This is a genomic window from Geodermatophilus sp. SYSU D00698 (genome assembly GCF_054050335.1).
Genome location: NZ_JBJGZD010000029.1, coordinates 19,770 through 43,014 on the forward strand (window position 1 = coordinate 19,770; position 23,245 = coordinate 43,014).

Consider the following 23,245-nt stretch of genomic DNA (forward strand, 5'->3'; position numbering starts at 1 on the left):
CAGGCCGCGCCGCGATCTCGTCACCGACCCAGGGAGAACCGAGTGCCACGCCGCCTCTTCACGTCCGAGTCGGTGACCGAGGGCCACCCGGACAAGATCGCCGACCAGATCAGCGACGCGATCCTCGACGAGATGCTGGCGCAGGACCCGCGCAGCCGCGTCGCCGTCGAGACGCTCATCACCACCGGCCAGGTCCACATCGCCGGGGAGGTCACCACCGCCGGCTACGTCGACATCGCCGACGTCGTCCGCCGCACCGTGCTGCGGATCGGCTACGACTCCTCCCGCAAGGGCTTCGACGGCGCCTCCTGCGGCGTCAGCGTCTCCATCGGCGCGCAGTCGCCGGACATCGCGCAGGGCGTGGACACCGCCTACGAGGCGCGCACCACCGGCACCACCGACGACGAGATCGAGCGCCAGGGCGCCGGCGACCAGGGCCTGATGTTCGGCTACGCCACCGACGAGACCCCCGAGCTCATGCCGCTGCCGATCGCGCTGGCCCACCGGCTCTCGCGCCGGCTGTCCGCGGTCCGCAAGGACGGCTCGGTGCCCTACCTGCGCCCCGACGGCAAGACCCAGGTCACCGTCGTCTACGAGGACGACCGGCCGGTCGGCGTCGACACCGTCGTCGTCTCCTCGCAGCACGCCGAGGACATCTCCATCGAGCAGCTGCTCACCCCCGACGTGCAGGAGCTCGTCGTCGAGCCGGAGCTGCAGGCCCTCGGCCTGCCCACCGACGGCTACCGGCTGCTGGTGAACCCGACCGGCAAGTTCGTCATCGGCGGCCCGATGGGCGACGCCGGGCTGACCGGCCGCAAGATCATCGTCGACACCTACGGCGGCATGGCCCGCCACGGCGGCGGCGCGTTCTCCGGCAAGGACCCCTCGAAGGTCGACCGCTCCGGCGCCTACGCGATGCGCTGGGTGGCCAAGAACGTCGTCGCCGCCGGCCTGGCCCGCCGCTGCGAGGTGCAGGTGGCCTACGCCATCGGCGCCGCGCACCCGGTCGGCCTGTTCGTCGACACCCACGGCACCGGCACCGTCGCGGACGACGTCCTGGAGAAGGCGGTCACCACGGTGTTCGACCTGCGCCCCGGCGCGATCGTGCGCGACCTGGACCTGCTGCGGCCGATCTACGGGCCGACCGCCGCGTACGGCCACTTCGGCCGCACCGACGTCGAGCTGCCCTGGGAGCGCACCGACCGCGTGGAGGCCCTCCGCTCCGCCGTGGGCTGACGGAGGCCCACCCCCCCACGCCTCGCAGGCGCAGGCGGGGGCCCCGGAGGGTGGCCTCCCAGCGCGTCACCGGGTTCGCGGCGGGCCCCTGCAGCGGGCCGGGATGTCGGACCCGGCGGGGACACTGCTGCGACACGACCCCGCCGAACGGAGAACAGCGCTGACCTCGGCACCCGCCAGTCCCGAGACCACGGACGCGCCGGCCGGCCCGGCCGCCCGCAGCCCGCGGGTGGCCCGGGTCGTCGTCGACGTGCCGCTGGCCCACCTCGACCGGGCCTTCGACTACGCGGTCCCGGACGAGATGGCCGGCGAGGTCCGGGCCGGCTGCCGGGTGCGGGTGCGCTTCGCCGGGCAGCTGGTCGACGGCTTCGTCCTCGAGCTCACCGACGTCAGCGACTCCGGCCGCACGCTCGCCCCGCTGGCCAAGCTGGTCTCCTCCGAGCCGGTGCTCACCCCCGAGGTGGCCGCGCTGGCCCGCTCGGTCGCGCAGCGCTGGGGCGGCACGCTGACCGACGTCCTGCGGCTGGCCGTCCCGCCGCGCCGGGCGGCCGCGGAGAAGCGCCCGCCGGCCGAGCCCCCGGCGCCGCCGGCACCGCCGGACCCGGCCGGCTTCGCCCGCTACCCGACCGGGCCGGCGCTGCTCGCCGCCGTCGCCGAGGGCCGGCCCGCCCGCGCGGTGTGGACGGCGCTGCCGGGGGAGGACTGGCCGGCCCGGCTGGCCGAGCTGTGCCAGGCGGCGCTGTCCGGCGGCCGGGGGGCGCTGGTGGTCGTCCCCGACGGCCGCGACCTGGACCGGCTGGAGGCCGCGGCCGGCACCCGGCTGCCGGAGGGGTCGTTCGTCGTGCTCCGCGCCGACGCCGCCCCCGACGCCCGCTACCGCCGCTTCCTCGACGCCGCCCGCGGCAGCGCCAAGGTCGTCCTCGGCACCCGCGCGGCGGCGTTCGCGCCGGTCGCCGACCTGGGTCTGGTCGCGGTCTGGGACGACGGCGACGACCTGCACGCCGAGCCCCGCGCCCCGTACGCGCACGCCCGCGACGTGCTGGTGCACCGCGCCCACCTGTCCTCGTGCGCCGCCGTCGTCGCGGCCACCGCGCGCACCGCCGAGGCGGCGCTGCTGGTCGAGAGCGGCTGGGCGCACGAGCTCGTCGCCGACCGCGCCACGCTGCGCGCGGTCGCCCCGCGGGTGCAGGCCCTCGGCGAGGACCACGAGCTGGCCCGCGACCCGGCCGCGCGCACCGCCCGGCTGCCGAGCCTCGCCCACCGGGTGGCCCGCGCGGCGCTGGCCGAGGGCACGCCGGTGCTGGTCCAGGTGCCGCGCGCCGGCTACGCGCCCGGGCTGTCGTGCGACCGCTGCCGGGCGCCGGCCCGCTGCGCGGTCTGCTCCGGGCCGCTGGGCATCGCGCCCACGCCCGGGCCGGGCGGCTCGCGGGTGCCCGCCTGCCGCTGGTGCGCCCGCCCCGCGGCCACCTTCGACTGCCCGCACTGCCACGGGACGAAGCTGCGCGCCTCCGTCGTCGGCGCCAACCGCACCGCCGAGGAGCTGGGCCGGGCGTTCCCCGGCGCGCCGGTGCGGGTGTCCGGACGCGGGTCCGGCGTGCTGCCGTCGGTGCCCGCCGGGCCGCAGCTGGTCGTGGCCACGCCGGGCGCCGAGCCGGTCGCCGAGGGCGGCTACGGCGCCGCGCTGCTGCTGGACTCGTGGGCGCTGCTCGGGCGGGCGGACCTGCGGGCGGGGGAGGAGACCCTGCGCCGCTGGATGAACGCCGCCACGCTCGTGCGGGCGCACGGCTCGGTCGTCGTCGCCGCCGACGCCGCGCACCCCGTCGTCCAGGCGCTGGTCCGCTGGGACCCGGGCTGGCTGGCCGGGCGCGAGCTCGCCGACCGCCGCGAGCTCGGCTTCCCGCCGGCCACCCGGATGGCCGCGCTGTCCGGGTCGCCGGCGGCGCTGGCGGAGTTCCTGGGCGCCGCGCGGCTGCCCGACGGCGCCGACCTGCTCGGCCCGGTGCCCGAGCCCCCGCGGCCCGGGCAGGACGGCGAGCGCGAGCGGTACCTCGTGCGGGTGCCGCGCACCGAGGGCCTGGCGCTGGCGACCGCCCTGGCCGAGGTGCAGGGCGTGCGCAGCGCCCGCAAGGTGCCCGAGCACGTCCGCGTCCAGCTCGACCCGCTCGACCTCGTGTGACGGGTTCCCGCCCGCCCCCACCTACGCTGGGCGGGTGAGCATCACCCCCATCCGGCTGCTGGGCGACCCGGTCCTGCACCGGCCCGCGGCGCCCGTCGTCGACTTCGACGCGGAGCTGCGCCGGCTCGTCGCGGACCTGACCGACACCATGCACGCCGCCGGCGGCGCCGGGCTCGCCGCGCCGCAGATCGGCGTCGGGCTGCGGGTCTTCACCTGGTACGTCGACGGCGAGGTGGGCCACCTGGTCAACCCCTCGGTCGACCTCGTCGGCGACGAGACCGAGGAGGCGCCCGAGGGCTGCCTGTCCATCCCGGGCTTCCGCTTCGACTGCCGCCGCCACCTGCACGTCGTCGCCACCGGCTGGGACCAGCACGGCGACCCGGTGCGGGTGGAGGGCTCGGACCTGCTGGCCCGCGCGGTGCAGCACGAGGTCGACCACCTCGACGGCGTCGTGTTCGTCGACCGGCTCGACCCCGAGGCCGCCGCCGCGGCACGGGCCGCGCTGGCCGAGGCCGAGTGGGCCGGCATGGGCGCCTGGGTGCCGCGCGTGGAGGTGAGCCCCCACTGAGGCTCCTGTTCGCCGGGACGCCCGAGGCCGCCGTCCCCTCGCTGGACGCGCTGCTGGCCTCCGACCACGAGGTGGTCGCCGTGCTCACCCGGCCCGACGCCCGCTCCGGCCGCGGCCGGAAGGTCAGCCGCTCCCCGGTGGCCGAGCGCGCCGACGCCGCCGGGCTGCCGGTGCTGCAGCCGCGCTCGCCGCGCGAGCCGGAGTTCCTCGGGCAGCTCGCGGGCCTCGCCGTCGACTGCGCGCCGGTGGTCGCCTACGGCGCGCTGGTCCCGCCCGCGGCGCTGGAGCTGCCCGCGCACGGCTGGGTGAACCTGCACTTCTCGCTGCTGCCGGCCTGGCGCGGCGCCGCGCCCGTGCAGCACGCGGTCATGGCCGGCGACGAGGTCACCGGCGCGTGCACCTTCCGGCTCGAGCAGGGCCTGGACACCGGCCCGGTCTTCGGCGTGGTCACCGAGCCGATCGGCCCGCGCGACACCGCCGGCGACCTGCTCGGCCGGCTGGCGGTCAGCGGCGCCCGGCTGCTGGTGGCCACCCTCGACGGCATCGCCGCCGGCACGCTGGTCCCGCGGCCCCAGCCGGCCGAGGGGGTCAGCCTCGCGCCGCGGCTCGAGACCGCCGACGCCCGGGTCGACTGGGAGCTGCCCGCGCACGTCGTCGACCGGCGGGTGCGCGGGCTGACCCCGGTGCCGGGCGCGTGGACCACCTGGCGCGGCGACCGGCTGCGCCTGGGCCCGGTCGAGCCGCTGCCGAGCGCCCCGGCGCTGGCGCCCGGGGAGGTGTCGGCCGGGCCGGGCGGCGTCGTCGTCGGCACCGGCCGCGGCTCGGTGCGGCTGGGCGAGGTGCAGCCGGCGGGCAAGCGGGTGCTGCCCGCGGCCGACTGGGCCCGCGGCGCCCGTCCGGCACCCGGCGAGCGGCTGGGCTCGTGACCGGGCCCGCGAGGTCACGCAGGGGCGGAGCAGCCTGGCCCGTGGCGACGACGAGCGCCGGCGAGGAGGAGTCGTGAGCCGCCCGCCCCGGCGCCCGGCCGGCCCGCGTGGCGGGCGCCGCGACCGCCCGCCGCGCCGTCCGGCGCTCGACGGTGCCCGGCTGACCGCCTACGACGTCCTCGACGGCGTCTCGGCGCGGGAGGCCTACGCCAACCTGCTGCTGCCGCAGCTGCTCCGCGAGCGTTCCCTCGAGCCGCGCGACGCCGCCTTCGCCACCCAGCTGGCCTACGGGGCGCTGCGTGCGCAGGGCACGCTCGACGCGGTGCTCGCCCGGCTGGTCGACCGCCCGCTGGCCGACCTCGACCGGCGCGTCCTGGACCTGCTGCGCCTCGGCGCCTACCAGCTGCTCGACCTGCGGGTGCCGGCGCACGCCGCCGTCGCGACCACCGTCGACCTCACCCGCGCGATCGTCGGCGCCGGGGCCTCCGGGCTGGTCAACGCCGTGCTGCGGAAGGTGGCCGCCGGCGGTGACCGCGCCGCCTGGCTCGAGCGGCTCGGCGCCGACGGCGACCGGCGGCTGGCGCTGGCCACCGACCACCCCGGGTGGATCGTGTCGGCCTGGCGCGAGGCGCTGGGCGGTGGTGCGGCCGGGGACGCCGAGCTCGAGGACGCGCTGCTCGCCGACGACGCCGCGCCCGAGGTGCACCTGGTCGCCCGGCACGTGCCCCGCGACGAACTGGCCGAGGAGTCCGGCGGGACGCCGGGGCCGTGGTCGCCGTACGCGGTGCGGCTGGGCGGGGGAGACCCGGGCCGGCTGCCCTCGGTGCGGGCGGGCCGGGCCGCGGTGCAGGACGAGGGCAGCCAGCTCGCCGCGCTGCTGCTCGCCCGCGCGCCGCTGGAGGGCCCGGACGGGCGCTGGCTGGACGTCTGCGCGGGGCCCGGCGGCAAGGCGGGGCTGCTGGCCGCCGTCCGCCCGGCGGGGGTGCACCTGACCGCCGCCGACCGCGCGCCGCACCGCGCCGAGCTGGTGCGCGGGGCGCTGGCGGGGCAGGACGACGTGGAGGTGATCGTCGCCGACGGCCGCGAGCCGCCGTGGGCGCCGGGCTCGTTCGACCGGGTGCTGCTCGACGCGCCGTGCACCGGGCTGGGCGCGCTGCGCCGGCGGCCGGAGGTGCGCTGGCGGCGGACGCCGGACGACGTCGGCCCGCTGGTGGACCTGCAGACGGCGCTCCTGGACCGCGCGCTGGCCTCGGTGCGCCCCGGCGGCGTCGTCGCCTACGTGACCTGCTCGCCGCACGCGGCGGAGACCGTCGCGGTCGCGGACGCCGCGGCCGCGCGGGACGACGTCGAGGTGCTGCCGGTGGCGCCGCTGTTCCCCCAGGTCCCCGGGATCGAGCGCGGCGCGTACGGGCAGCTGTGGCCGCACCGGCACGGCACCGACGCCATGTTCCTGGCCCTGCTGCGCCGCACCGGCTGAGGCGCGGCGGGGCCCCACGGCCGGCGTCCGTCGCCTAGCCTGCCCCGCCGTGCCCTCGGACTCCTGGCTCCCCGACGACTTCGTCCACCCCCTCCGCGCCGACCTGCCCACCGGCCACCACCTGCGCCCCATCCGCGCGGCCGACACCGCCATCGACTTCCCCGCCGTCATGGGCTCCCGCGAGCGGCTGTGGGGGATCTACGGCGAGGCGTGGGGCTGGCCGCCCGCGACGATGACCGAGGAGCAGGACCGGGAGGACCTCGCCCGCCACGAGCGGGAGATCGAGGCGCACGAGAGCTTCAACTACGCGCTGCTCGACGAGGACGAGACCGAGCTGCTCGGCTGCGTCTACGTCGACCCGCCGGAGAAGGCCGGTGACGCCGACGCCGAGGTGTCCTGGTGGGTGGTCGACCGCCTGGCCGGCACCGAGGTCGAGGCGGCGCTGGACGCCTTCGTCCCGCGCTGGCTGGCCGCGGAGTGGCCGCTGCGCGCGCCGCGCCACGTCGGCCGCGACCTGTCCTGGGCCGACTGGACCGCGCTGCCCGACCGGGACTGAGCGCCGGTCAGGCCGGGCCGGGCGCGTCGCCCGCGCGCAGCGCGGTGGCCTGCGCGCGGTAGCGGCGGGCGGTGGCGTGCAGGTGTTCGGTGACCGCCCCGCACAGCCACGCGGCGGCACCGGTGGCGGTGACCAGCTCCGGCGCGGGCGGCACCGGGCCCCCGCCGCGGAGCCCGGCGGCCTGGGCGACGGCGACGACGGCGGCGTCCGCTGCGCTCCACCCGTCGTCGAGCAGACCGGGGTCCCGGGTGCGGTCGACGTCGAGCCGCTCGCGGTCGGGCACGAACCGGTCCCGGCGCCACCGCAGCCGCCGCCGGTGCCAGCGGCCGGCGGCGACCTCCGCGTCGGCGACGTCGCGCAGGCCGACCGGTCCGTCCTCGACCCAGCTGTCGAGGGACCGCTCCGGCCCGGTGGCGATCGCGGCGAGCAGCCGGTCGGCGGCGGCGGACCCGGTCGGCGACCGGTCCACGACGACGCTGTCGGCCGTCTGGGTCACCCGGCCGTCCAGCCCGAGGTCGAGCAGCAGGCCCGCGCGGACGGCCGGACCGCAGACCGACCAGTCACCCGGGCGCCCGCGCGGGTCCAGGCACAGCGCGGCGACCCGCGCGGCCACCCCGGTGTCTGACACGGGCGGCACGGTAGCGGGTACGGCGGCGCCGCGAGGGGGTGATCACCGGCTGCCTAGACTCGGACGACGTGGCCCGGACCCCGATGATCGCCCCCAGCCTGCTCTCGGCGGACTTCGCGCGGCTGACCGAGGAGGTGGCCCGCGTCGCCGACGCCGACTGGCTGCACGTCGACGTCATGGACGCCCACTTCGTCCCCAACCTCACCCTGGGGCGGCCGGTGGTCGAGGCGATCCAGGCGGTGAGCCCGATCCCGCTCGACTGCCACCTGATGATCGAGGCGCCCGAGCGGTGGGCGCCCGGGTACGCCGAGCTCGGCGCCCGCAACGTCACCGTGCACGCCGAGGCCTGCACCGGCGACCCCCGCGGCGTCGCGCGCGACGTCCGCGCCGCCGGCGCCCTGGCCGGCCTGGCGATCAAGCCCGGCACGCCGCTGGAGGACTACGAGGACGTCCTGCGCGACTTCGACACCCTGCTGGTGATGACCGTCGAGCCCGGCTTCGGCGGCCAGGCGTTCATGGCCGAGGTGCTGCCCAAGGTCCGCCGCGCCCGCGAGCTGGTCGACACCGGTCACCTGCAGGTCCTGGTGGAGGTCGACGGCGGCATCAACGCCGACACCATCGAGCGGGCCGCCGAGGCCGGCGCCGACGTCTTCGTCGCGGGCTCGGCCGTCTACGGCGCCGACGACCCGGCCCGCGCCATCGCCGCCCTGCGCGCCCGGGCCACGGCGGCGGCCGCCGGGTGACGGTCACCCCGGCCGAGCAGGCCGCCATGGCGAGGGCACGGGCGCTCGGCGAGAGCGTCCTCGGGACCACCAGCCCCAACCCGCCGGTCGGCGCGGTCGTCCTCGACGCCGGCGGCGCGGTCGTGGGGGAGGGCGCCACCTCCCCGCCCGGCGGGCCGCACGCCGAGGTGCACGCGCTGCGGCGGGCCGGCGAGCGCGCCCGCGGCGGCACCGCCGTCGTCACCCTCGAGCCGTGCGCACACACCGGCCGCACCGGCCCCTGCGCCGACGCGCTGCTCGCCGCCGGCGTCGCGCGGGTCGTCGTCGCCGTGCCCGAGCCCACCGGCCTGGCCGGCGGCGGCGCCGGGCGGCTGCGCGCGGCCGGCGTCGACGTCGAGGTGGGCGTCGAGCGGCAGGCCGCCGAGGAGGGCGCGCTGGCCGCGTGGCTCACCGGCGTCCGCGCGGGCCGGCCGTTCGTCGTCTGGAAGGTGGGCGCCACCCTGGACGGGCGGGTCGCCGCCGCCGACGGCACCAGCCGCTGGATCACCGGGCCCACGGCCCGCGCCGCCGTGCACGCGCTGCGCGCCACCTGCGACGCCGTCGTCGTCGGGTCGGGCACCGCCCTGGCCGACGACCCGCAGCTCACCGTCCGCGACGCCGGCGGCCGGGACGCCGCCCGCCAGCCGCTGCGCGTCGTGCACGACCGCCGCGGGCGGCTGCCGGCCACCGCGCGGGTGCTCGACGGCGCCGCGCCCACCCACGTCAGCCGGGCGGCCGGCCCGGCGGAGCTGCTCGCGGAGCTGTTCGACCGCGACGTCCGCCGGGTGCTGCTCGAGGGCGGCCCGACCCTGGCCGCGGCCTTCCTCCGCGCCGGGCTGGTCGACGAGGCCGTCGTCCACCTCGCCCCGAAGCTGCTCGGCGCCGGTCCCCCGCTGGTGGGGGACCTGGGAATCAGCACGATCGGCGCGGCGCTGTCCCTCGAGGTCCGGGACGTCACCCTGCTGGGCGGGGACGTGCAGATCCGCCTGCGGCCGACCCGGCACACTGGAGAGCGACCGGACGCGGACGGAAGGGGCTGACGTGTTCACGGGCATCGTCGAGGAGGTCGGCTCCCTCGCCGCACGCGAGGACCTGGGAGGCCCGACGGGCGACGCTGCGGTGCTGCGCATCCGCGCGCGCCGCGTGCTCGAGGACGTGCGCCTCGGCGACTCGATCGCGGTCAACGGCGTCTGCCTCACCGTCACCGGCGTCGAGCCCGGCCCGGACGGCGACCAGGTGTGGTCCACCGACGTCATGGCCGAGACGCTGCGCCGCAGCAGCCTCGGCACCCTCGGCGACGGCGACCCGGTCAACCTCGAGCGCGCCGTCGCCGCCGGGGGCCGCCTGGGCGGGCACGTCGTGCAGGGCCACGTCGACGGCGTCGGCACCGTCGTGTCCCGCACGCCGGGCGAGCGCTGGGACGTCGTCCGCGTCGCGCTGCCGCCGCAGCTGGCGCGCTACGTCGTCGAGAAGGGCTCGATCACCGTGGACGGCGTCTCGCTCACGGTCAGCGCGCTGAGCGCCGCCGACGACCCCGAGCCCTGGTTCGAGGTGAGCCTCATCCCCGCCACCCTCCGGGAGACCACGCTGGGCGGACGCGCCCCCGGGGACCCGGTCAACCTGGAGGTCGACGTGATCGCCAAGTACGTGGAACGCCTGCTGGGAGCGCGCCGATGAGCGGCACCGTCCGCCTGGACACCGTCGAGAGCGCCATCGCGGCGGTCAAGGACGGCCGCCCCGTCGTCGTCATCGACGACGAGGACCGCGAGAACGAGGGCGACCTGATCTTCGCCTCCGAGCTCGCCACGCCCGAGCTGGTGGCCTTCATGGTCCGGTACACCTCGGGCTACATCTGCGTGTCGGTCACCGAGGCCGACGCCGACCGGCTGGACCTGCCGCCGATGTTCCGGGTCAACCAGGACCGCCGCGGCACCGCCTACACCGTGACCGTCGACGCCCGGGAGGGCGTGACCACCGGCATCTCCGCCGCCGACCGCGCGCACACCATCCGGCTGCTCGCCGCCGCGGACACCTCCTCGGCCGACCTCGCCCGCCCCGGCCACATCGTGCCGCTGCGCGCCAAGGACGGCGGCGTGCTGCGCCGGCCCGGGCACACCGAGGCCGCCGTCGACCTCGCCGTCCTCGCCGGCCTGCGCCCCTCGGGCACGCTGTGCGAGCTGGTCAGCGAGAAGGACCCGACCGGCATGGCCCGCGCCGAGGAGCTGCGGGTCTTCGCCGACGAGCACGACTTGTGCCTGATCTCCATCGCCGACCTCATCGCCTACCGCAAGCGGTTCGACAAGCTGGTCGAGCGGGTCGCCGAGGCCACCGTGCCGCTGGCGCCGGGCACCTTCACCGCGGTGGGCTACCGCAGCTCCTACGACGAGCGCGAGCACGTCGCCTTCGTCTACGGCGACATCGGCGACGGCGAGGACGTGCTGGTGCGCGTGCACTCCGAGTGCCTCACCGGCGACGTCTTCGGCTCGCTGCGCTGCGACTGCGGCCCCCAGCTGCAGGCCGCGCTGGCCGCCGTCGCGCACGAGGGTCGCGGGATCGTGCTCTACATCCGCGGGCACGAGGGCCGGGGGATCGGCCTGCTGCACAAGCTGCAGGCCTACCAGCTGCAGGACGCCGGCGTGGACACCGTCGACGCCAACCTCGACCTGGGCCTGCCCGCCGACGCCCGCGACTACGGCACCGGCGCGCAGATCCTCGTCGACCTCGGCGTGCACACCATGCGGCTGCTGACCAACAACCCGGCCAAGCGCGCGGGCCTGGAGGGCTACGGCCTCAAGGTCACCGGCCGGGTGCCGCTGCCCAGCCACGTCACCGCCGAGAACCTGTCCTACCTGCGCACCAAGCGCGACCGGATGGGCCACCTGCTCGACATCATCGAGCCCGAGACCGAGTCCGGCCCCGCCGACGTCCCCACCGGTGAGCACGCCACCGTCCCGGGCACCGACGTCCCCCTGGGCCAGAGGGAGCAGCGGCTGTGAACGAGCCGGCGAGTCCACCGAGGGGCACAGCAGCGGGTCCGCGCACGCGGCCGGCGACCGTCGGCGAGGAGGCGGCGTGAGCGGGCAGGGACGCCCCGAGGCCGGCGCGGTCGACGCCGCCGGGCTGACGCTGGGCATCGTCGCGACCACCTGGCACGCCGAGATCACCGACGCGCTGCTCGCCCGCGCCGTCGAGGCCGCCCGCGCCAGCGGCATCGACCGGCCGACCGTCGTCCGGGCGCCGGGCGCGGTGGAGCTGCCGGTGGTCGCCCAGGCGCTGGCCGAGCGGCACGACGCCGTCGTCGCGCTCGGCGTGGTCATCCGCGGCGGCACCCCGCACTTCGAGTACGTCTGCGACGCGGTCACCGCGGGCCTCACCCGGGTGGCGCTGGACGCCGGCAGGCCCGTCGGCAACGGCGTGCTCACCTGCGACACCGAGGAGCAGGCCCGCGACCGCGCCGGCCTGCCCGGCTCCGCCGAGGACAAGGGCTGGGAGGCCGCCGTCGCCGCGCTGGCCACCGCGCTCACCCTCCGCGACCTGCGCGGGCCGTGGCACTCCACCGGCTTCCAGGCCACCCCGGCCGTCGGGCAGGGGCCGGCGTGAAGCGCTTCGACGAGCTGTTCGCCGAGCTGTCGGCCAAGGTCGCCGCGGGCGACCCCGCCTCGGGCACGGTGACCGCCGTCCGCGACGGCGTGCACGCCGCCGGCAAGAAGGTGGTCGAGGAGGCGGCGGAGTCCTGGATGGCCGCCGAGCACGAGGGGCCCGAGCGGACGGCGGAGGAGATCAGCCAGCTCCTCTACCGCGTGCAGGTCCTCATGCTCGCCCGCGGGCTGACCCTCGACGACGTCTACACCCACCTCTGAACCACCGCCGCCGACCCACAGGAGACACACAGTGCTGCGCATCGCCGTGCCCAACAAGGGCGTCCTGAGCGAGCCCGCGGCCGCGATGCTCGCCGAGAGCGGCTACCGCCAGCGGCGCAGCACCAAGGACCTCGCGGTCTACGACCCCGAGAGCGACACCGAGTTCTTCTACCTGCGCCCGCGCGACATCGCCGTCTACGTGGCCGCCGGCACCCTCGACGTCGGCATCACCGGCCGCGACATGCTGCTGGAGACCGCGCCGGCCGACGGCGGGGGCCCGACCGCCGTCGAGGTCATGCCGCTGGGCTTCGGCCGCTCGTCGTTCCGGTTCGCCAGCCCCGTCGAGTCGGGCATCGACTCGGTCGAGAAGCTGGCCGGACGGCGGATCGCCACCGCCTACCCCGTGCTGCTGCAGCGGTACCTGGACGAGTCGGGGATCAAGGCCGGCGTGGTCAAGCTCGACGGCGCGGTGGAGACCGCCTGCCGCCTCGGGGTGGCCGACGCGGTGTGCGACGTCGTCGAGACCGGGACGACGCTGCGCGCCGCGGGCCTGCGGATCATCGGCGAGCCGGTGCTCACCAGCGAGGCGGTGCTCGTGCGCCGGGAGGGTTCGGAGGAGATCCCCGCCGTCGCCCAGCTGCGGCGGCGGCTGCGCGGGGTCCTCGTGGCCCGGCAGTACGTGCTGCTCGACTACGACTGCCCGAACGAGCTGCTGGCCCGGGCCACCGAGCTCACCCCCGGCCTGGAGGGCCCGACGGTCAGCCCACTGCAGACCGAGGGCTGGTCGGCGGTGCGCGCGATGGTGCGCCAGTCCGACACCAACCGGGTGATGGACGAGCTCTGGGAGCTCGGCGCCCGCGCCATCCTGGTCACGAGCATCCACGCCTGCCGTCTCTAGACGGGGGACCGCCCTTCCGCCCACGCCGCGCGAGCGCAGGCGGACGGACCCTGGAGGGTGGCCGTCCCAGCACCTCGCCACAGCGGCCCCCTCCCCGGGTGGGGAGGGGGCCGCCGTCGGGTCGTCGTGCGGTCAGCGGGCGCGGGTGGTGCGGTCGACCAGGTCGATCGCGGTGCACAGGCCCAGCGCCATGGCGCGGCCGCTGGTGGAGCCGGTGGCCAGCAGGCCCTCGATGGCCGGGCCGAGCGGGCGCTCGCCGACCAGGCCCTGCAGCACCGCGGCGTACTCGCCGCTGACCCGTCCCGCCGCGGCGTGCCGCAGCAGCGCCCGGGACAGCTCGGTGGTGCGGCCGGCGGCCAGCGAGTAGACACCGGCGGCGAACCGCTCGGCGGCCGGGTGCCGCAGCAGCACCAGGCCGGCCATCGTGCCGGCCATGACGTCGTCGCCGGCCGGGGTGAGGCCGGGGCCCAGGCCGATCAGCCGGGCGGCGGTGCGCAACGCGGCGTCGAGGTCGGCCCGGCGCACCGCGCCCCGCAGCGCGGCCAGCGGACCGCCGGGGCCGGCGGGCAGGCCGGGCAGCGTGAACGCGCTGTGCGGGACGCCCTCGCCGTAGAGGGTGGTGCGCAGCTGGCGCACCCCCTCGGGCAGCAGCGCGGGACGCGGGCTGGGCAGCCGCGGCCGCGGGTCCCACCACGCCGCGGCGCGCACGACCAGGTCGCCGACGACGATCCGGCCGCCGCCGACCTCCGCGGGCGCACCGCTCGGCAGCGCGACGAGGGGACGGCCGTTGCTGGGCCGGAAGAGGACGCAGCCCAGGGGCAGGCGGGCGGCGTCGCTGGTGAGCACACCGACGACGTCGGTGCCGCGCTCGGTGGGCACCTGGAGGTACACCGCGGCGGGCATGCTCATGAGCACCCGCGCGGGGCGGACGGGACCGCGCAGCAGGTCGGCCACGCCGGTGCTGGCCGAGGCCGGGACCGCCGAGGCGGCGCGTGCCGGCGACGCCGTCCGCAGCGTCTCCTGCGCCGACGAGCGGGGCAGGGGGATCGTCGGGACGCCGGCACGGGCGGCGCGCCCCGGTGCGGTCGGAGAACCGGTGGTCGAGTGGTCGATGGTGCGCATGTGTGCAGCCCTTCCCCGTCGGACAGCGGGAGCGACCCTCCGCTCGACTCCCGCCCCTCGGACCGGCCGTCGGAGGGTGAGACGCACCACCTGGGGGGAGCGCCTACCATCCAGCGGACGGGCCGACTGGCTCGAAGCTATGCGGCGCGTCGCACGTCCTCTTATGGCGAATGTGGCCAAGAATGGGGGTGCCCGTCCAGGCACACCTGCCATTTTCCCGCAACTCGAGAAGGACGACGGGTGAGGAGGAGGGCGAGTCGTGACTCACAGTGAGATGCCGATGACCTCGGCGATGTACCCGACTGCGCCGCTGCAGCTGCCCCACGGGTGGCAGAACCCCTCCCCGTCCCGCGCCCTGCCGGCCCGCGACGAGCGCGCCGGGTGGCGCGACCGCGTCGGCCTGCGCCTGGACGAGGCGCTGCGCCTGCCCCGCCTGGTGGGCGCCGAGGTGGTCGCCGGGCGCTCCGGGACCGGCCGCGTCGTCCGGCACATGGTCGTCGACGACCCGTCGGCCCCGCTGGCCACCGCCGGTCCCGACGTCCTCGTCGTCCTGGGCGCCCGGCTGCCCCCGGCCGACGCCGCCGCCGGCCGCGCCCTGGTGGACCGGCTGCTGCAGGTCGGCGCCGCCGCGCTGGCCTTCCGCCGCACCGAGGGGCCGCCCGCGGTGCCGGCCGAGGTGCTCGCCGAGGCCGAGCGGCACGGGTTCCCCGTGGTGGCGCTGCCGGCCACCGTCCGCATGGACGAGGCCGTCTCCGAGGTGCTCGGCGCGGTCGTGCGCCGGCAGGGCGAGGCGCTGGCCGTCTCCGCCCGCATGCACGACCAGTTCATCGACGTCGCGCTGAGCGGCGGCGGCCTGGCGGAGGTCACCGAGCAGCTGGCCACCTACCTCGAGGGCGCCGCCGTCCTCGGGCTCGGCCCCGACCGGGAGATCGTCACCAGCGCCGGCCCGCCCGCCGACGTCGCCGAGATCAGCGACTGGCTGTGGCTGCTCGACGCCGAGGCCGAGGACGAGCTGGCCATGATGGCGCCGGCCCACCGGCTGTCGGGGGTGCGCGCCGACCAGACCGTCGTCACGCCCGCCGACGTGCTCGCCGACGCCGATCTGTCCCCGGCCGACGGCATCCTGCTCGTCCCCGGCCACCACGAGCTGCCCGGCGGGGTGGGGGAGTACGCGGTCGCGCCGATCATGGCCGGCGACCAGCGGCACGGCTGGCTGGTCGCGGTGCACCGCAGCGGCCAGATGGTGGTCGGCGCCGGCGGCGTGCTGGAGCGGGCCGCCGTCGTCTCGGCGCTGTCGGTGATCCGCCAGCAGGCGGTGCACTCGGTGGAGCTGCGCTTCCAGGGCGACCTGGTCCGCCGGCTGGTCGGCGGCTCGCTGCGGCACACCGAGCGGGCGCTGGCCCAGACCCGCTCCTTCGGCTGGCGGCTCGACGGTCCCGTCGTCGTCCTGGTCACCGCCACCGAGACCGCCGCCGACCCCGCGGCCGACCCCACCCGGGCCCTCGACGTCCTGGACCGACTGGCCGACGGCTGGCGGGCGGCGCTGGAGACCGAGGTGAGCGGCGCCGCCGTGGCGGGGCTGTCCACCGAGATCGTCACGGTGCTGCCGCTGGACGGCCGGACGCCGGAGGAGATCACCTCGCTGGTCACCGCGGTGACCTCGCGGGTCAACGCGCGGGTGCGCCGGGTCGGCCGGGTGCTCGGCACCGGCATCGGCCGCCCCGCGGAGTCGATCTCGGCGCTGGGCGAGGCGCACCAGCAGGCGCAGCGGGCGCTCGGCGTGGGGCAGGAGATCCACGGCGCGGCCGCGGTCACCCACTTCGACCAGCTCGGGGTGTTCCGGTTGCTGTCGCTCATCCCGGACAGCACGGAGCTGCGCTCCTACGTCGACGAGGTGCTCGGCTCGCTGGCCGACGCCGCCGACCCGGACTCGGCCGACCTGCGCGAGACCCTGCGGGTGCTGCTGGAGACCAACCTCAACGTCGCGGAGTCCGCCCGCCGGCTGCACTTCCACTACAACACGATGCGCTACCGGATCGGCAAGCTCGAGCGGCTGCTCGGGCCCTTCACCACCGATCCCACGCTGCGGCTGAACCTGCTGCTGGCGCTGCACGCCGCGCGCATGCGCGGGTTGGACCAGCCGCACCGCCCGCCGGTCGACTCGGGGCTGCTGCCCCCCGACGACGGCTACGACGCGCTGGTCTGAGGCCGGGTCAGCTCCAGGCTGGCCTCCCACAGCTCCCGTGCGCGGCCGGGGTCTCGGCTGTCCGGCGACGACGGCGCCTCGACGCCGCGTTCGAGGTAGCGCCCGCTGGTGCCCGGCGGGCCGGTGACCGCGGCGGCGAGCCGGGCGGCCGCCTCGTCGACGCCGGAGGCGAACGGCAGCCGGGCCAGCAGGGGCGCGAGGCCGGTGTAGACCACGCGGGCCGGGGCGGGGTATCGGTGGTGCAGCCCGGTGCCCGGCACCAGGCCGGGGTCGAAGACGGCGACGTCGACCTCCGGGTGCCGGCGGGCCAGTTCGGCGCCGAAGAGGACGTTGGCGAGCTTCGACGTCGCGTAGGCGCGCTGCCCGGACTCCCGGCGCGGGCGGGCCAGCTCGCGCGGGTCGGCCCAGCGCGGCGCCGGGAACGGCCCGGACTTCCGCCAGGTGCCCCAGTGGGTGCCGCTGCCGACCACGACCACCCGCGCGCCCGGCGCCAGGTGCGGCAGCAGCTCCACGGTGAGCAGGAAGTGCGCGAGGTGGTTGACCGCGAAGGTCAGCTCGTGGCCGTCGGCGCTCGCCTCGTCGGCGACCGGCAGCTGGACGCCGGCGTTGAGCACCAGCGCGTCCAGCGGCTCGCCGGCGGCGACGCGGGCCGCGGCCGCCCGGACGGCACCGAGGGAGGCCAGGTCGAGGTCGACCACCTCGGCCAGGGGTCCCAGCTCGGCGGCCACCGCCGCGCCGCGGGCGGCGTCGCGGGCGCCGAGCAGCAGGCGCCACTGCCCGGTGGCCGCCAGGTGCCCGGCGGCGGCCCGCCCGAGCCCCGACGTCGCCCCGGTGACCAGTGCCGTGCGGATGTCGCCCATCGTGCCTCCCGGGCCTCGCGGGACGGCGTCCCGATGTGGGACTCTGTGCCAGGATGGGACGCCGTGTCAACAGGAGGTGGCGGTGACCGAGACGGCCGCGCAGCGACGGCGCCGGCGGCTGCGCGCCGAGGTGACCCGCCGCGCGGTCGCCCTGTTCGCCGCGCAGGGCTACGCCGCCACGAGCACCGGGCAGGTGGCGGCGGCGGCCGACGTCTCGCGCAGCACGCTGTTCCGGCTGTTCGCCGACAAGGAGGACCTGCTCTTCGGCCTCGAGGACGACCTGCTCGCCGCCGCCGCGACGGCCGTGGCGGACGCCCCGCCCGACCTGTCCCCGTGGGCGGCGCTGCGCACGGCCGCCGTCGTGATCGCCGGTCGGGTCGCCCCGCTGCGCGACCTGCTGCTCACCCGCGAGCAGGTGGTGGCCGGCGTGCCGGCGCTGCGGTCGCGGGCGGCGGCCGAGCTGCGCCGCTGGGAGGCCGCGCTCGCCGACGGACTGGCCGCCCGCGGCGTCCCGGCCGGGGACGCGCTGCTGCTGGCCAAGCTCGTCGTCGCCTGCTTCGAGGTCGCCCGGGCCGGCTGGCTGGCCGGCGAGGCCGGGGACCTGCCGGACCTGCTGACGGCGGCCCTGGACCGGCTGCCCGGCCTCCTGGAGGCCTGACCTGCGCCGGGCGGACGGCGCGGGGACGATCGCGGGCGTGACCGCACCGGTGGACGAGCTCGTCGCCCGCATGCAGGACCTGCTCGACGACCTGGTCGCCGCCGGCGACCCGGCCCGCCACTTCCTCGGCACCTACCTGCGCACCACCGAGGCGGTGAACGCGGCGATCGACGCCGGCCGGTTCGAGGACCCGGACTGGGTGACCGCGTGGGACGTCGACTTCGCCGGGCTGTACCTCGACGCCCTGGAGGCGCACCGCCGCGACCCGGCCACCCCGCCGGCGCCGTGGCGGGCCGCGTTCGGCACCGACCCGGCCGCCCGGCCGGAGGCGCACGTGCTGCTCGGCATGAACGCGCACATCAACTTCGACCTGCCGCAGTCGCTGGTGCGGGTGATCGGCCCGGCCGACTTCGCCGACCCGCCGCTGCTGGACTCCCGCCGCCGCGACCACGAGCGCATCGACGAGGTGCTGGCCGGCCGGGTGGCCGCCGAGGACCTCGCCCTGCAGGCCGCGGGCAGCCGCCGCACGCCGGTCGACCGGGTCATGGGCGGGCTCAACCGGACCGCGGCCCGGGTGCTGCTGCGCGAGTCGCGGCGCCGGGTGTGGGGCAACACGACCGTCCTGCACCGGGCGCGGCTGCAGGGGCCCGAGGCGCTGGCCCGCCGGGTGGCCCAGCTCGAGGCCGCGGCGGCCGCGCGGGTGACCGACCTGCAGCGCGGCGGGCCGGTGCTGCTGCGGCTGGCCGTGCGCGGCTTCGGCGTCGTCCTGCCGGAGGACTGAGCCGCCCGCGCTGCCGGATGGGCCGGGCGGGCGCAGGCTGGCCGGGGTGCCGCACCGGGCGGCCCGGGAGGAGGACCGCATGACCGACGCCGCCCGACCACTGTCCGGGAGGGTCGCCCTGGTCACCGGGGCGTCGTCGGGGATCGGGGAGGCGACCGCGGTCGCGCTCGCGGAGGCCGGCGCCGCCGTGGCGATCGGCGCCCGCCGGGCCGACCGGCTCGACGCGCTGGCGGGGAAGCTGCGCGACGACGGCGCCCGCGTGCTGACGCTCGACCTGGACGTGACCGACGAGGCGTCCTGCCGGGCCGCCGTCGCCCGGACCCGGGAGGAGCTCGGCGGGCTCGACGTCCTGGTCAACAACGCCGGCGTGATGCTGCTCGGCACGATCGTCGGCGCCGACGTCGAGGACTGGCGGCGGATGCTGTCCACCAACGTGCTCGGCCTGATGTACATGACGCACGCGGCGATCGACGGCATGGTCGAGCAGGGCTCCGGCGACGTCGTGAACGTCTCGAGCGTCGCCGGCCGCACCGCCCGCAAGGGCGCCGGCGTCTACAACGCCAGCAAGTGGGCGGTGAACGCCTTCAGCGAGTCGCTGCGCCAGGAGGTGACCACCCGGGGCGTGCGGATCTCGCTGGTCGAGCCGGGCGCGGTGGCCACCGAGCTCACCGACCACATCACGCAGCCCGACGCCAAGGCCGCCTCGGTGCGGATGTACACCGAGATGACGCCGCTGCAGGCCGGGGACGTCGCGCGGGCGATCACCTACGTCGTCAGCCAGCCGCCGCACGTGGCGGTCAACGAGGTCCTCGTCCGCCCCACCGCCCAGGAGCGCTGAGGCGCGGGAGGCCGTCCGCACGTGCCGGTCGTCGACACGTGCGGACGGCTCCCGGTGCCGCGTTCAGTCGGAGAAGACCTCGATGGAGGCGCCCATCTCGACCAGGCGCTCGTAGAGGTGCTCGTAGCCGCGGGCGATGATGTCGACGTTGCGCAGCACCGACGTGCCGCGCGCGGCCAGCATCGCCAGCAGGATGCAGACCGCGGGCCGCAGCGCCGGCGGGCAGACGACCTCGGCGCTGCGCCAGCGGGTCGGGCCGGTGACGAGCACCCGGTGCGGGTCCATGAGCCGGACGTCGGCGCCCAGCCGGGTCAGGTCCGACAGGTGGATCGCGCGGTTGTCGTAGACCCAGTCGTGGATGAGCGTCGAGCCGGTGGCCGAGGCGGCGATGACCGCGAAGAACGGCAGGTTGTCGATGTTCAGGCCCGGGAACGGCATCGGGTGGATCTTGTCGATCGGGGCCTTGAGCTGCGACGGGCGGATGGTGACGTCGGCCAGCCGGGTGTGCCCGTTGTCGGCCAGGTACTCCGGCGACAGCTCGTAGCGCAGCCCCATCTCGGCCAGCACCGCCAGCTCGATCTCGAGGAACTCGATGGGCGCGCGGCGGACGGTCAGCTCGGACCCGGTGACGATGCCGGCGGTCAGCAGGCTCATCGCCTCGACCGGGTCCTCGCTGATCGTGTAGTCGACGTCGGCGTCGAGCACCGCCCGGCCGGTCACGGTGAGCGTCGTCGTCCCGAGGCCCTCGACGTCGACGCCGAGCAGCTGCAGGTACAGGCACAGGTCCTGGACCATGTAGTTCGAGCTGGCGTTGCGGATGACCGTGGTGCCCTCGGTGCGGGCGGCGGCCAGCAGCGCGTTCTCGGTCACGGTGTCGCCGCGCTCGGTCAGCACGATGGTGCGCCGCGCGGTGGCCCGCGGGTCGACGGTGGCGTGGTACTCACCGGCGTGCGCCTCGACGTCCAGGCCGAACGGGCGCAGCGCGATCATGTGCGGCTCGACGGTGCGGGTGCCGAGGTCGCAGCCGCCGGCGTAGGGCAGCCGGAACGAGCGGGCCCGGTGCAGCAGCGGGCCGAGGAACATGATGATGCTGCGCGTCCGGCGGGCGGCGTCGGCGTCGATGCCGGCCAGGTCGAGCTGGTCGGGGACCTGCAGGGTCAGGTCGCGGCCGGTCCCGTCCCAGGTGGCCGCCACGCCGATCGAGCGCAGCACGTCGAGGATCCGGTCCACCTCGACGATGCGGGCCACGTTGCGCAGCGTCGTCCGGCCGCGGTTGAGCAGGGCGGCGCACAGCAGCGCGACGGCGGCGTTCTTCGACGACTTCACCGTCACGCTGCCGCGCAGCGGCGTGCCGCCGGTGACCCGCAGGTGGGTGGGGCCGGCCGGGCCGACGCTGATCAACTCGCTCTCGAGCGCCTCGGAGAGCCGGCCGAGCAGGTCGAGGGTGAGGTTCTGCCCGCCCTGCTCGATCCGGGCGATCGCGCTCTGGCTGGTGCCCAGCCGCTCGGCGAGTTGCTGCTGGGTCAGCCCGCGGTGCCGACGGGCGTCGCGGACCAGCAGGCCGATGCGCTGCATGGCGCTGGCCGCGGAGGAGGGGGCGGGGGAGAGGGGGGTGGTCGTGGTCTCGGCCGGGAGCTCGGTCGCCGTCACGGTCGGGAACGGTATCTCGCACGTGAGATACGACTGCTGCGGCACGCCGGTGGAACGGGAAGGACCGGTCCGGCCAGACTGCACCCATGGACGTCGTGGTCACCGGAGGTACGGGGAGGCTGGGCCGGGTCCTGGTCCCGTCGCTGCAGGCGGCGGGGCACCAGGTGCGGCAGGTGTCGAGGCGGGGGACCGGCCCGGGAGGGGTGCGGGCCGACCTGGCCACCGGCCGGGACCTCGCGACGGCGGTGCGCGGCGCCGAGGTGCTCGTGCACGCCGCCACCGACCCGCGGGGCAACCCGTGGCAGGTCGACGTCGCCGGCACCCGGCGGCTGGTGCAGGCGCTGGACCGCGACCGGCTGCGGCACCTGGTGCACGTCTCGATCGTCGGCGTCGACCGGGTGCCGTGGAACTACTACCGGGCCAAGTTCGCCGCCGAGCAGGTGGCCCTGGCCTCGGGACTGCCGGTGACCATCGTGCGGATCACCCAGTGGCACGACTTCGTCGACGACATGCTCGGCACCGCCCGCCGCGGGCCGGTGCTGATCGTGCCGATGGGCTGGAGCGCCGCGCCGGTCGACGTCGGGGAGGCGGCCGGGTTCCTCACCGAGGTCGTCGCCGGGGCCCCGTCCGGCGGGGAGGTCGTCGAGTTCGGCGGGCCCGAGGACCTCTCGGCCGCCGACCTCGCCCACGCGTGGGTGGCGGCCCGCGAGCCCTCGGTGCGGGTGGTGGCCACCCCGCTGCCGGGCCGGCTGTCGGCCGCCTTCCGCGAGGGCGGCGTGCTCCCCGGCCCGCAGGCGGCGCGCGGGCGGGTCACCTACGCCGAGCACCTCCGGAGCTGAGCGCGCCGTCCCTGCCGATCTCCGCAAGGGGAGCGCCAGGTCGAGGGCGAGGTCCGGAAACCGCCGGTGTGCGGGCACGCGCGGCCCCTACGGTCGGCTGGTGCCCGCCCGCCCGGTGTCCCTGCCCGTCCTCGCCGCCGTCGCCGTCACCGTCCTCGCGTGGGCCTCGGCCTTCATCGGCATCCGCGCCGTCGGCGTCGACCTGTCCCCGGGCGCGCTGGCGCTGGGGCGGCTGCTGGTCGGGACGGCGGTGCTCGCGCTGCTGTCGCTCGGCCGCGGCTGGGTCGCCCCCACCCGCCGCGAGTGGGGGCTGCTGGCGGTCTGCGGGGTCGGCTGGTTCGCCGTCTACAACGTCGCCCTCAACGCCGCCGAGCGGCACCTGGACGCCGGGACGACGGCGATGCTGGTCAACATCGGCCCGATCCTGATCGCGGTGCTCGCCGGGGTGTGGCTGCACGAGGGCTTCCCGCGCCGGCTGGTCGCCGGCCTCGCCGTCGCCTTCGCCGGGGTGCTGCTCATCGGGGTGGCCGGCCGGGGGAGCGGCGGCGACCTGGTCGGGGTGCTGCTGTGCCTGGTCGCGGCGGTGACCTACGCCGTCGGCGTGGTGGCGCAGAAGCCGGTGCTGCGCCGGCTGCCGCCGCTGCAGGTGACCGCGACCGCCTGCGCGATCGGGGCGGCGTGCTGCCTGCCGTGGGCCGGGGCGCTGGTGTCCGACCTGGCCGCCGCGCCGGCGTCCTCGGTGCTGGGGGCGGTCTACCTGGGCGTCGTCCCGACGGCGCTGGCGTTCAGCACCTGGGCCTACGCGCTGGCCCGCACGGAGGCCGGCCGGCTCGGCGTCACGACCTACCTGGTGCCGCCGCTGGTCGTCGTCCTCGGGTGGGCGCTGCTGGACGAGGTGCCGCCGGCGCTCGCCGTCGCCGGGGGTGCGGTGTGCCTGGCGGGAGTGGCGCTGTCCCGGCGCCGCGGCCCGGTGCGGCAGCCGGAGCCGGTGCTGGAGGCGGCCGCTCAGAGGTAGGCGCGGGGTCCACCGCGGGCGGCAGCTCCCCGGGCACGATCCGCCGGCCGGTGACCGCCGTGGGGATCAGCCGCACCCGGTGCCCGTGCTCGCCGGGCGCCCACGGCTCGAGGCCCGTGGCCCGCGTGCGCGCCACCAGGTCGGCGCGGTGCTCGGGGCCCACCTCCTCGGCGGTCACGAGCCCATCGTG

At 77.3% G+C, this 23,245-nt stretch carries 23 protein-coding genes; 19 read left to right on the forward strand and 4 right to left on the reverse strand.

The genetic code is table 11. From position 1 onward, the window contains the following. The first annotated feature begins 42 nt into the window (after nucleotides 1–42). From metK to ACI8AB_RS20350, 6 genes are all read left to right on the forward strand, one after another. Nucleotides 43–1,236, forward strand: coding sequence for a methionine adenosyltransferase (gene metK, locus ACI8AB_RS20325; protein ID WP_456951608.1), 1,194 nt, complete (start codon nucleotides 43–45; stop codon nucleotides 1,234–1,236). Between the two features lie 229 nt (nucleotides 1,237–1,465). Continuing rightward, nucleotides 1,466–3,412 carry a primosomal protein N' gene (locus ACI8AB_RS20330; RefSeq protein ID WP_456951609.1) on the forward strand — a complete coding sequence of 649 codons (1,947 nt, stop codon included), beginning with the start codon at nucleotides 1,466–1,468 and terminating at the stop codon, nucleotides 3,410–3,412. Nucleotides 3,413–3,446: 34 nt separating this feature from the next. After that, nucleotides 3,447–3,980, forward strand: coding sequence for a peptide deformylase (gene def, locus ACI8AB_RS20335; protein ID WP_456951610.1), 534 nt, complete (start codon nucleotides 3,447–3,449; stop codon nucleotides 3,978–3,980). After that, a complete protein-coding gene (fmt, locus tag ACI8AB_RS20340; protein ID WP_456951611.1) occupies nucleotides 3,929–4,906 on the forward strand; it encodes a methionyl-tRNA formyltransferase in 978 nt (325 codons plus the stop codon). The genes def and fmt overlap by 52 nt, the downstream gene beginning before the upstream one ends. Nucleotides 4,907–4,979: 73 nt before the next feature. Continuing rightward, nucleotides 4,980–6,383, forward strand: coding sequence for an RsmB/NOP family class I SAM-dependent RNA methyltransferase (locus ACI8AB_RS20345; protein ID WP_456951612.1), 1,404 nt, complete (start codon nucleotides 4,980–4,982; stop codon nucleotides 6,381–6,383). Nucleotides 6,384–6,432: 49 nt separating this feature from the next. Next, nucleotides 6,433–6,939, forward strand: a complete 507-nt coding sequence (locus ACI8AB_RS20350) for a hypothetical protein (RefSeq protein ID WP_456951613.1) — start codon at nucleotides 6,433–6,435, stop codon at nucleotides 6,937–6,939. 7 nt (nucleotides 6,940–6,946) lie between these two features. Here the strand turns inward: ACI8AB_RS20350 and ACI8AB_RS20355 are convergent, their stop codons facing one another. Beyond that, nucleotides 6,947–7,567: a GPP34 family phosphoprotein gene (locus tag ACI8AB_RS20355; protein ID WP_456951614.1), complete on the reverse strand. Its 621-nt coding sequence runs from the start codon at nucleotides 7,565–7,567 to the stop codon at nucleotides 6,947–6,949. Nucleotides 7,568–7,635: 68 nt separating this feature from the next. Between ACI8AB_RS20355 and rpe the strand changes: the two genes are divergently transcribed. From rpe to hisG, 7 genes are all read left to right on the forward strand, one after another. Then, nucleotides 7,636–8,310: a ribulose-phosphate 3-epimerase gene (rpe, locus tag ACI8AB_RS20360; protein WP_456951615.1), complete on the forward strand. Its 675-nt coding sequence runs from the start codon at nucleotides 7,636–7,638 to the stop codon at nucleotides 8,308–8,310. Next, on the forward strand, nucleotides 8,307–9,368 hold the full coding sequence (ribD, locus tag ACI8AB_RS20365) for a bifunctional diaminohydroxyphosphoribosylaminopyrimidine deaminase/5-amino-6-(5-phosphoribosylamino)uracil reductase RibD (RefSeq protein ID WP_456951616.1): 1,062 nt from the start codon (nucleotides 8,307–8,309) through the stop codon (nucleotides 9,366–9,368). The genes rpe and ribD overlap by 4 nt, the downstream gene beginning before the upstream one ends. Before the next feature lies 1 nt (nucleotide 9,369). Continuing rightward, complete coding sequence (locus ACI8AB_RS20370; RefSeq protein WP_456951617.1) at nucleotides 9,370–10,005, forward strand: riboflavin synthase; 636 nt, start codon at nucleotides 9,370–9,372, stop codon at nucleotides 10,003–10,005. Beyond that, nucleotides 10,002–11,324, forward strand: a complete 1,323-nt coding sequence (locus ACI8AB_RS20375; protein ID WP_456951618.1) for a bifunctional 3,4-dihydroxy-2-butanone-4-phosphate synthase/GTP cyclohydrolase II — start codon at nucleotides 10,002–10,004, stop codon at nucleotides 11,322–11,324. The genes ACI8AB_RS20370 and ACI8AB_RS20375 overlap by 4 nt, the downstream gene beginning before the upstream one ends. Before the next feature lie 76 nt (nucleotides 11,325–11,400). Continuing rightward, nucleotides 11,401–11,928: a 6,7-dimethyl-8-ribityllumazine synthase gene (gene ribH, locus ACI8AB_RS20380; protein ID WP_456951619.1), complete on the forward strand. Its 528-nt coding sequence runs from the start codon at nucleotides 11,401–11,403 to the stop codon at nucleotides 11,926–11,928. Next, nucleotides 11,925–12,188, forward strand: a complete 264-nt coding sequence (locus ACI8AB_RS20385; RefSeq protein ID WP_387986919.1) for a phosphoribosyl-ATP diphosphatase — start codon at nucleotides 11,925–11,927, stop codon at nucleotides 12,186–12,188. Before ribH ends, ACI8AB_RS20385 begins: the two co-directional genes overlap by 4 nt. A gap of 31 nt (nucleotides 12,189–12,219) precedes the next feature. After that, nucleotides 12,220–13,086 carry an ATP phosphoribosyltransferase gene (hisG, locus tag ACI8AB_RS20390; RefSeq protein ID WP_456951620.1) on the forward strand — a complete coding sequence of 289 codons (867 nt, stop codon included), beginning with the start codon at nucleotides 12,220–12,222 and terminating at the stop codon, nucleotides 13,084–13,086. Between the two features lie 132 nt (nucleotides 13,087–13,218). Here hisG and ACI8AB_RS20395 read toward each other — a convergent pair whose 3' ends face one another. Then, nucleotides 13,219–14,208, reverse strand: coding sequence for a DUF2877 domain-containing protein (locus tag ACI8AB_RS20395; protein ID WP_387986923.1), 990 nt, complete (start codon nucleotides 14,206–14,208; stop codon nucleotides 13,219–13,221). Nucleotides 14,209–14,467: 259 nt separating this feature from the next. Here ACI8AB_RS20395 and ACI8AB_RS20400 point away from each other — a divergent pair, with 259 nt between their 5' ends. Next, nucleotides 14,468–16,414 (forward strand): PucR family transcriptional regulator, encoded by a 1,947-nt coding sequence (locus ACI8AB_RS20400; protein WP_456951621.1) that lies wholly within the window; start codon nucleotides 14,468–14,470, stop codon nucleotides 16,412–16,414. On the opposite strand, the gene ACI8AB_RS20405 is transcribed toward ACI8AB_RS20400, so the two are convergent. Continuing rightward, nucleotides 16,396–17,274, reverse strand: coding sequence for an SDR family NAD(P)-dependent oxidoreductase (locus ACI8AB_RS20405; protein ID WP_456951622.1), 879 nt, complete (start codon nucleotides 17,272–17,274; stop codon nucleotides 16,396–16,398). The two genes, ACI8AB_RS20400 and ACI8AB_RS20405, sit on opposite strands and share 19 nt — an antisense overlap. An 82-nt stretch (nucleotides 17,275–17,356) precedes the next feature. Between ACI8AB_RS20405 and ACI8AB_RS20410 the strand changes: the two genes are divergently transcribed. From ACI8AB_RS20410 to ACI8AB_RS20420, 3 genes are all read left to right on the forward strand, one after another. After that, on the forward strand, nucleotides 17,357–17,932 hold the full coding sequence (locus tag ACI8AB_RS20410; protein WP_456951623.1) for a TetR/AcrR family transcriptional regulator: 576 nt from the start codon (nucleotides 17,357–17,359) through the stop codon (nucleotides 17,930–17,932). A 37-nt stretch (nucleotides 17,933–17,969) separates the two neighbouring features. Beyond that, complete coding sequence (locus ACI8AB_RS20415) at nucleotides 17,970–18,713, forward strand: DUF5995 family protein (protein WP_456951624.1); 744 nt, start codon at nucleotides 17,970–17,972, stop codon at nucleotides 18,711–18,713. A gap of 79 nt (nucleotides 18,714–18,792) precedes the next feature. Continuing rightward, entirely contained in the window at nucleotides 18,793–19,551 is a 759-nt protein-coding gene (locus ACI8AB_RS20420) for an SDR family NAD(P)-dependent oxidoreductase (protein WP_456951625.1), read from the forward strand. A 63-nt stretch (nucleotides 19,552–19,614) separates the two neighbouring features. Here the strand turns inward: ACI8AB_RS20420 and ACI8AB_RS20425 are convergent, their stop codons facing one another. Continuing rightward, nucleotides 19,615–21,201 carry a helix-turn-helix domain-containing protein gene (locus ACI8AB_RS20425; RefSeq protein ID WP_456951626.1) on the reverse strand — a complete coding sequence of 529 codons (1,587 nt, stop codon included), beginning with the start codon at nucleotides 21,199–21,201 and terminating at the stop codon, nucleotides 19,615–19,617. Nucleotides 21,202–21,287: 86 nt separating this feature from the next. Between ACI8AB_RS20425 and ACI8AB_RS20430 the strand changes: the two genes are divergently transcribed. Together ACI8AB_RS20430 and ACI8AB_RS20435 are read left to right on the forward strand one after the other, a co-directional pair. Next, nucleotides 21,288–22,040: an SDR family oxidoreductase gene (locus ACI8AB_RS20430; RefSeq protein WP_456951627.1), complete on the forward strand. Its 753-nt coding sequence runs from the start codon at nucleotides 21,288–21,290 to the stop codon at nucleotides 22,038–22,040. Between the two features lie 100 nt (nucleotides 22,041–22,140). Further along, entirely contained in the window at nucleotides 22,141–23,055 is a 915-nt protein-coding gene (locus ACI8AB_RS20435; RefSeq protein WP_456951628.1) for a DMT family transporter, read from the forward strand. Nucleotides 23,056–23,245 lie beyond the last annotated feature (190 nt).

What these genes read in the sequence shown, in the direction of transcription:
- ACI8AB_RS20430 (WP_456951627.1), top strand. Translation starts at nt 21,288, where the DNA reads ATGGACGTCGTGGTCACCGGAGGTACGGGGAGGCTGGGCCGGGTCCTG.
- ACI8AB_RS20375 (WP_456951618.1), top strand. Translation starts at nt 10,002, where the DNA reads ATGAGCGGCACCGTCCGCCTGGACACCGTCGAGAGCGCCATCGCGGCG.
- ACI8AB_RS20405 (WP_456951622.1), bottom strand. Translation starts at nt 17,274, where the DNA reads ATGGGCGACATCCGCACGGCACTGGTCACCGGGGCGACGTCGGGGCTC.
- ACI8AB_RS20395 (WP_387986923.1), bottom strand. Translation starts at nt 14,208, where the DNA reads ATGCGCACCATCGACCACTCGACCACCGGTTCTCCGACCGCACCGGGG.
- ACI8AB_RS20420 (WP_456951625.1), top strand. Translation starts at nt 18,793, where the DNA reads ATGACCGACGCCGCCCGACCACTGTCCGGGAGGGTCGCCCTGGTCACC.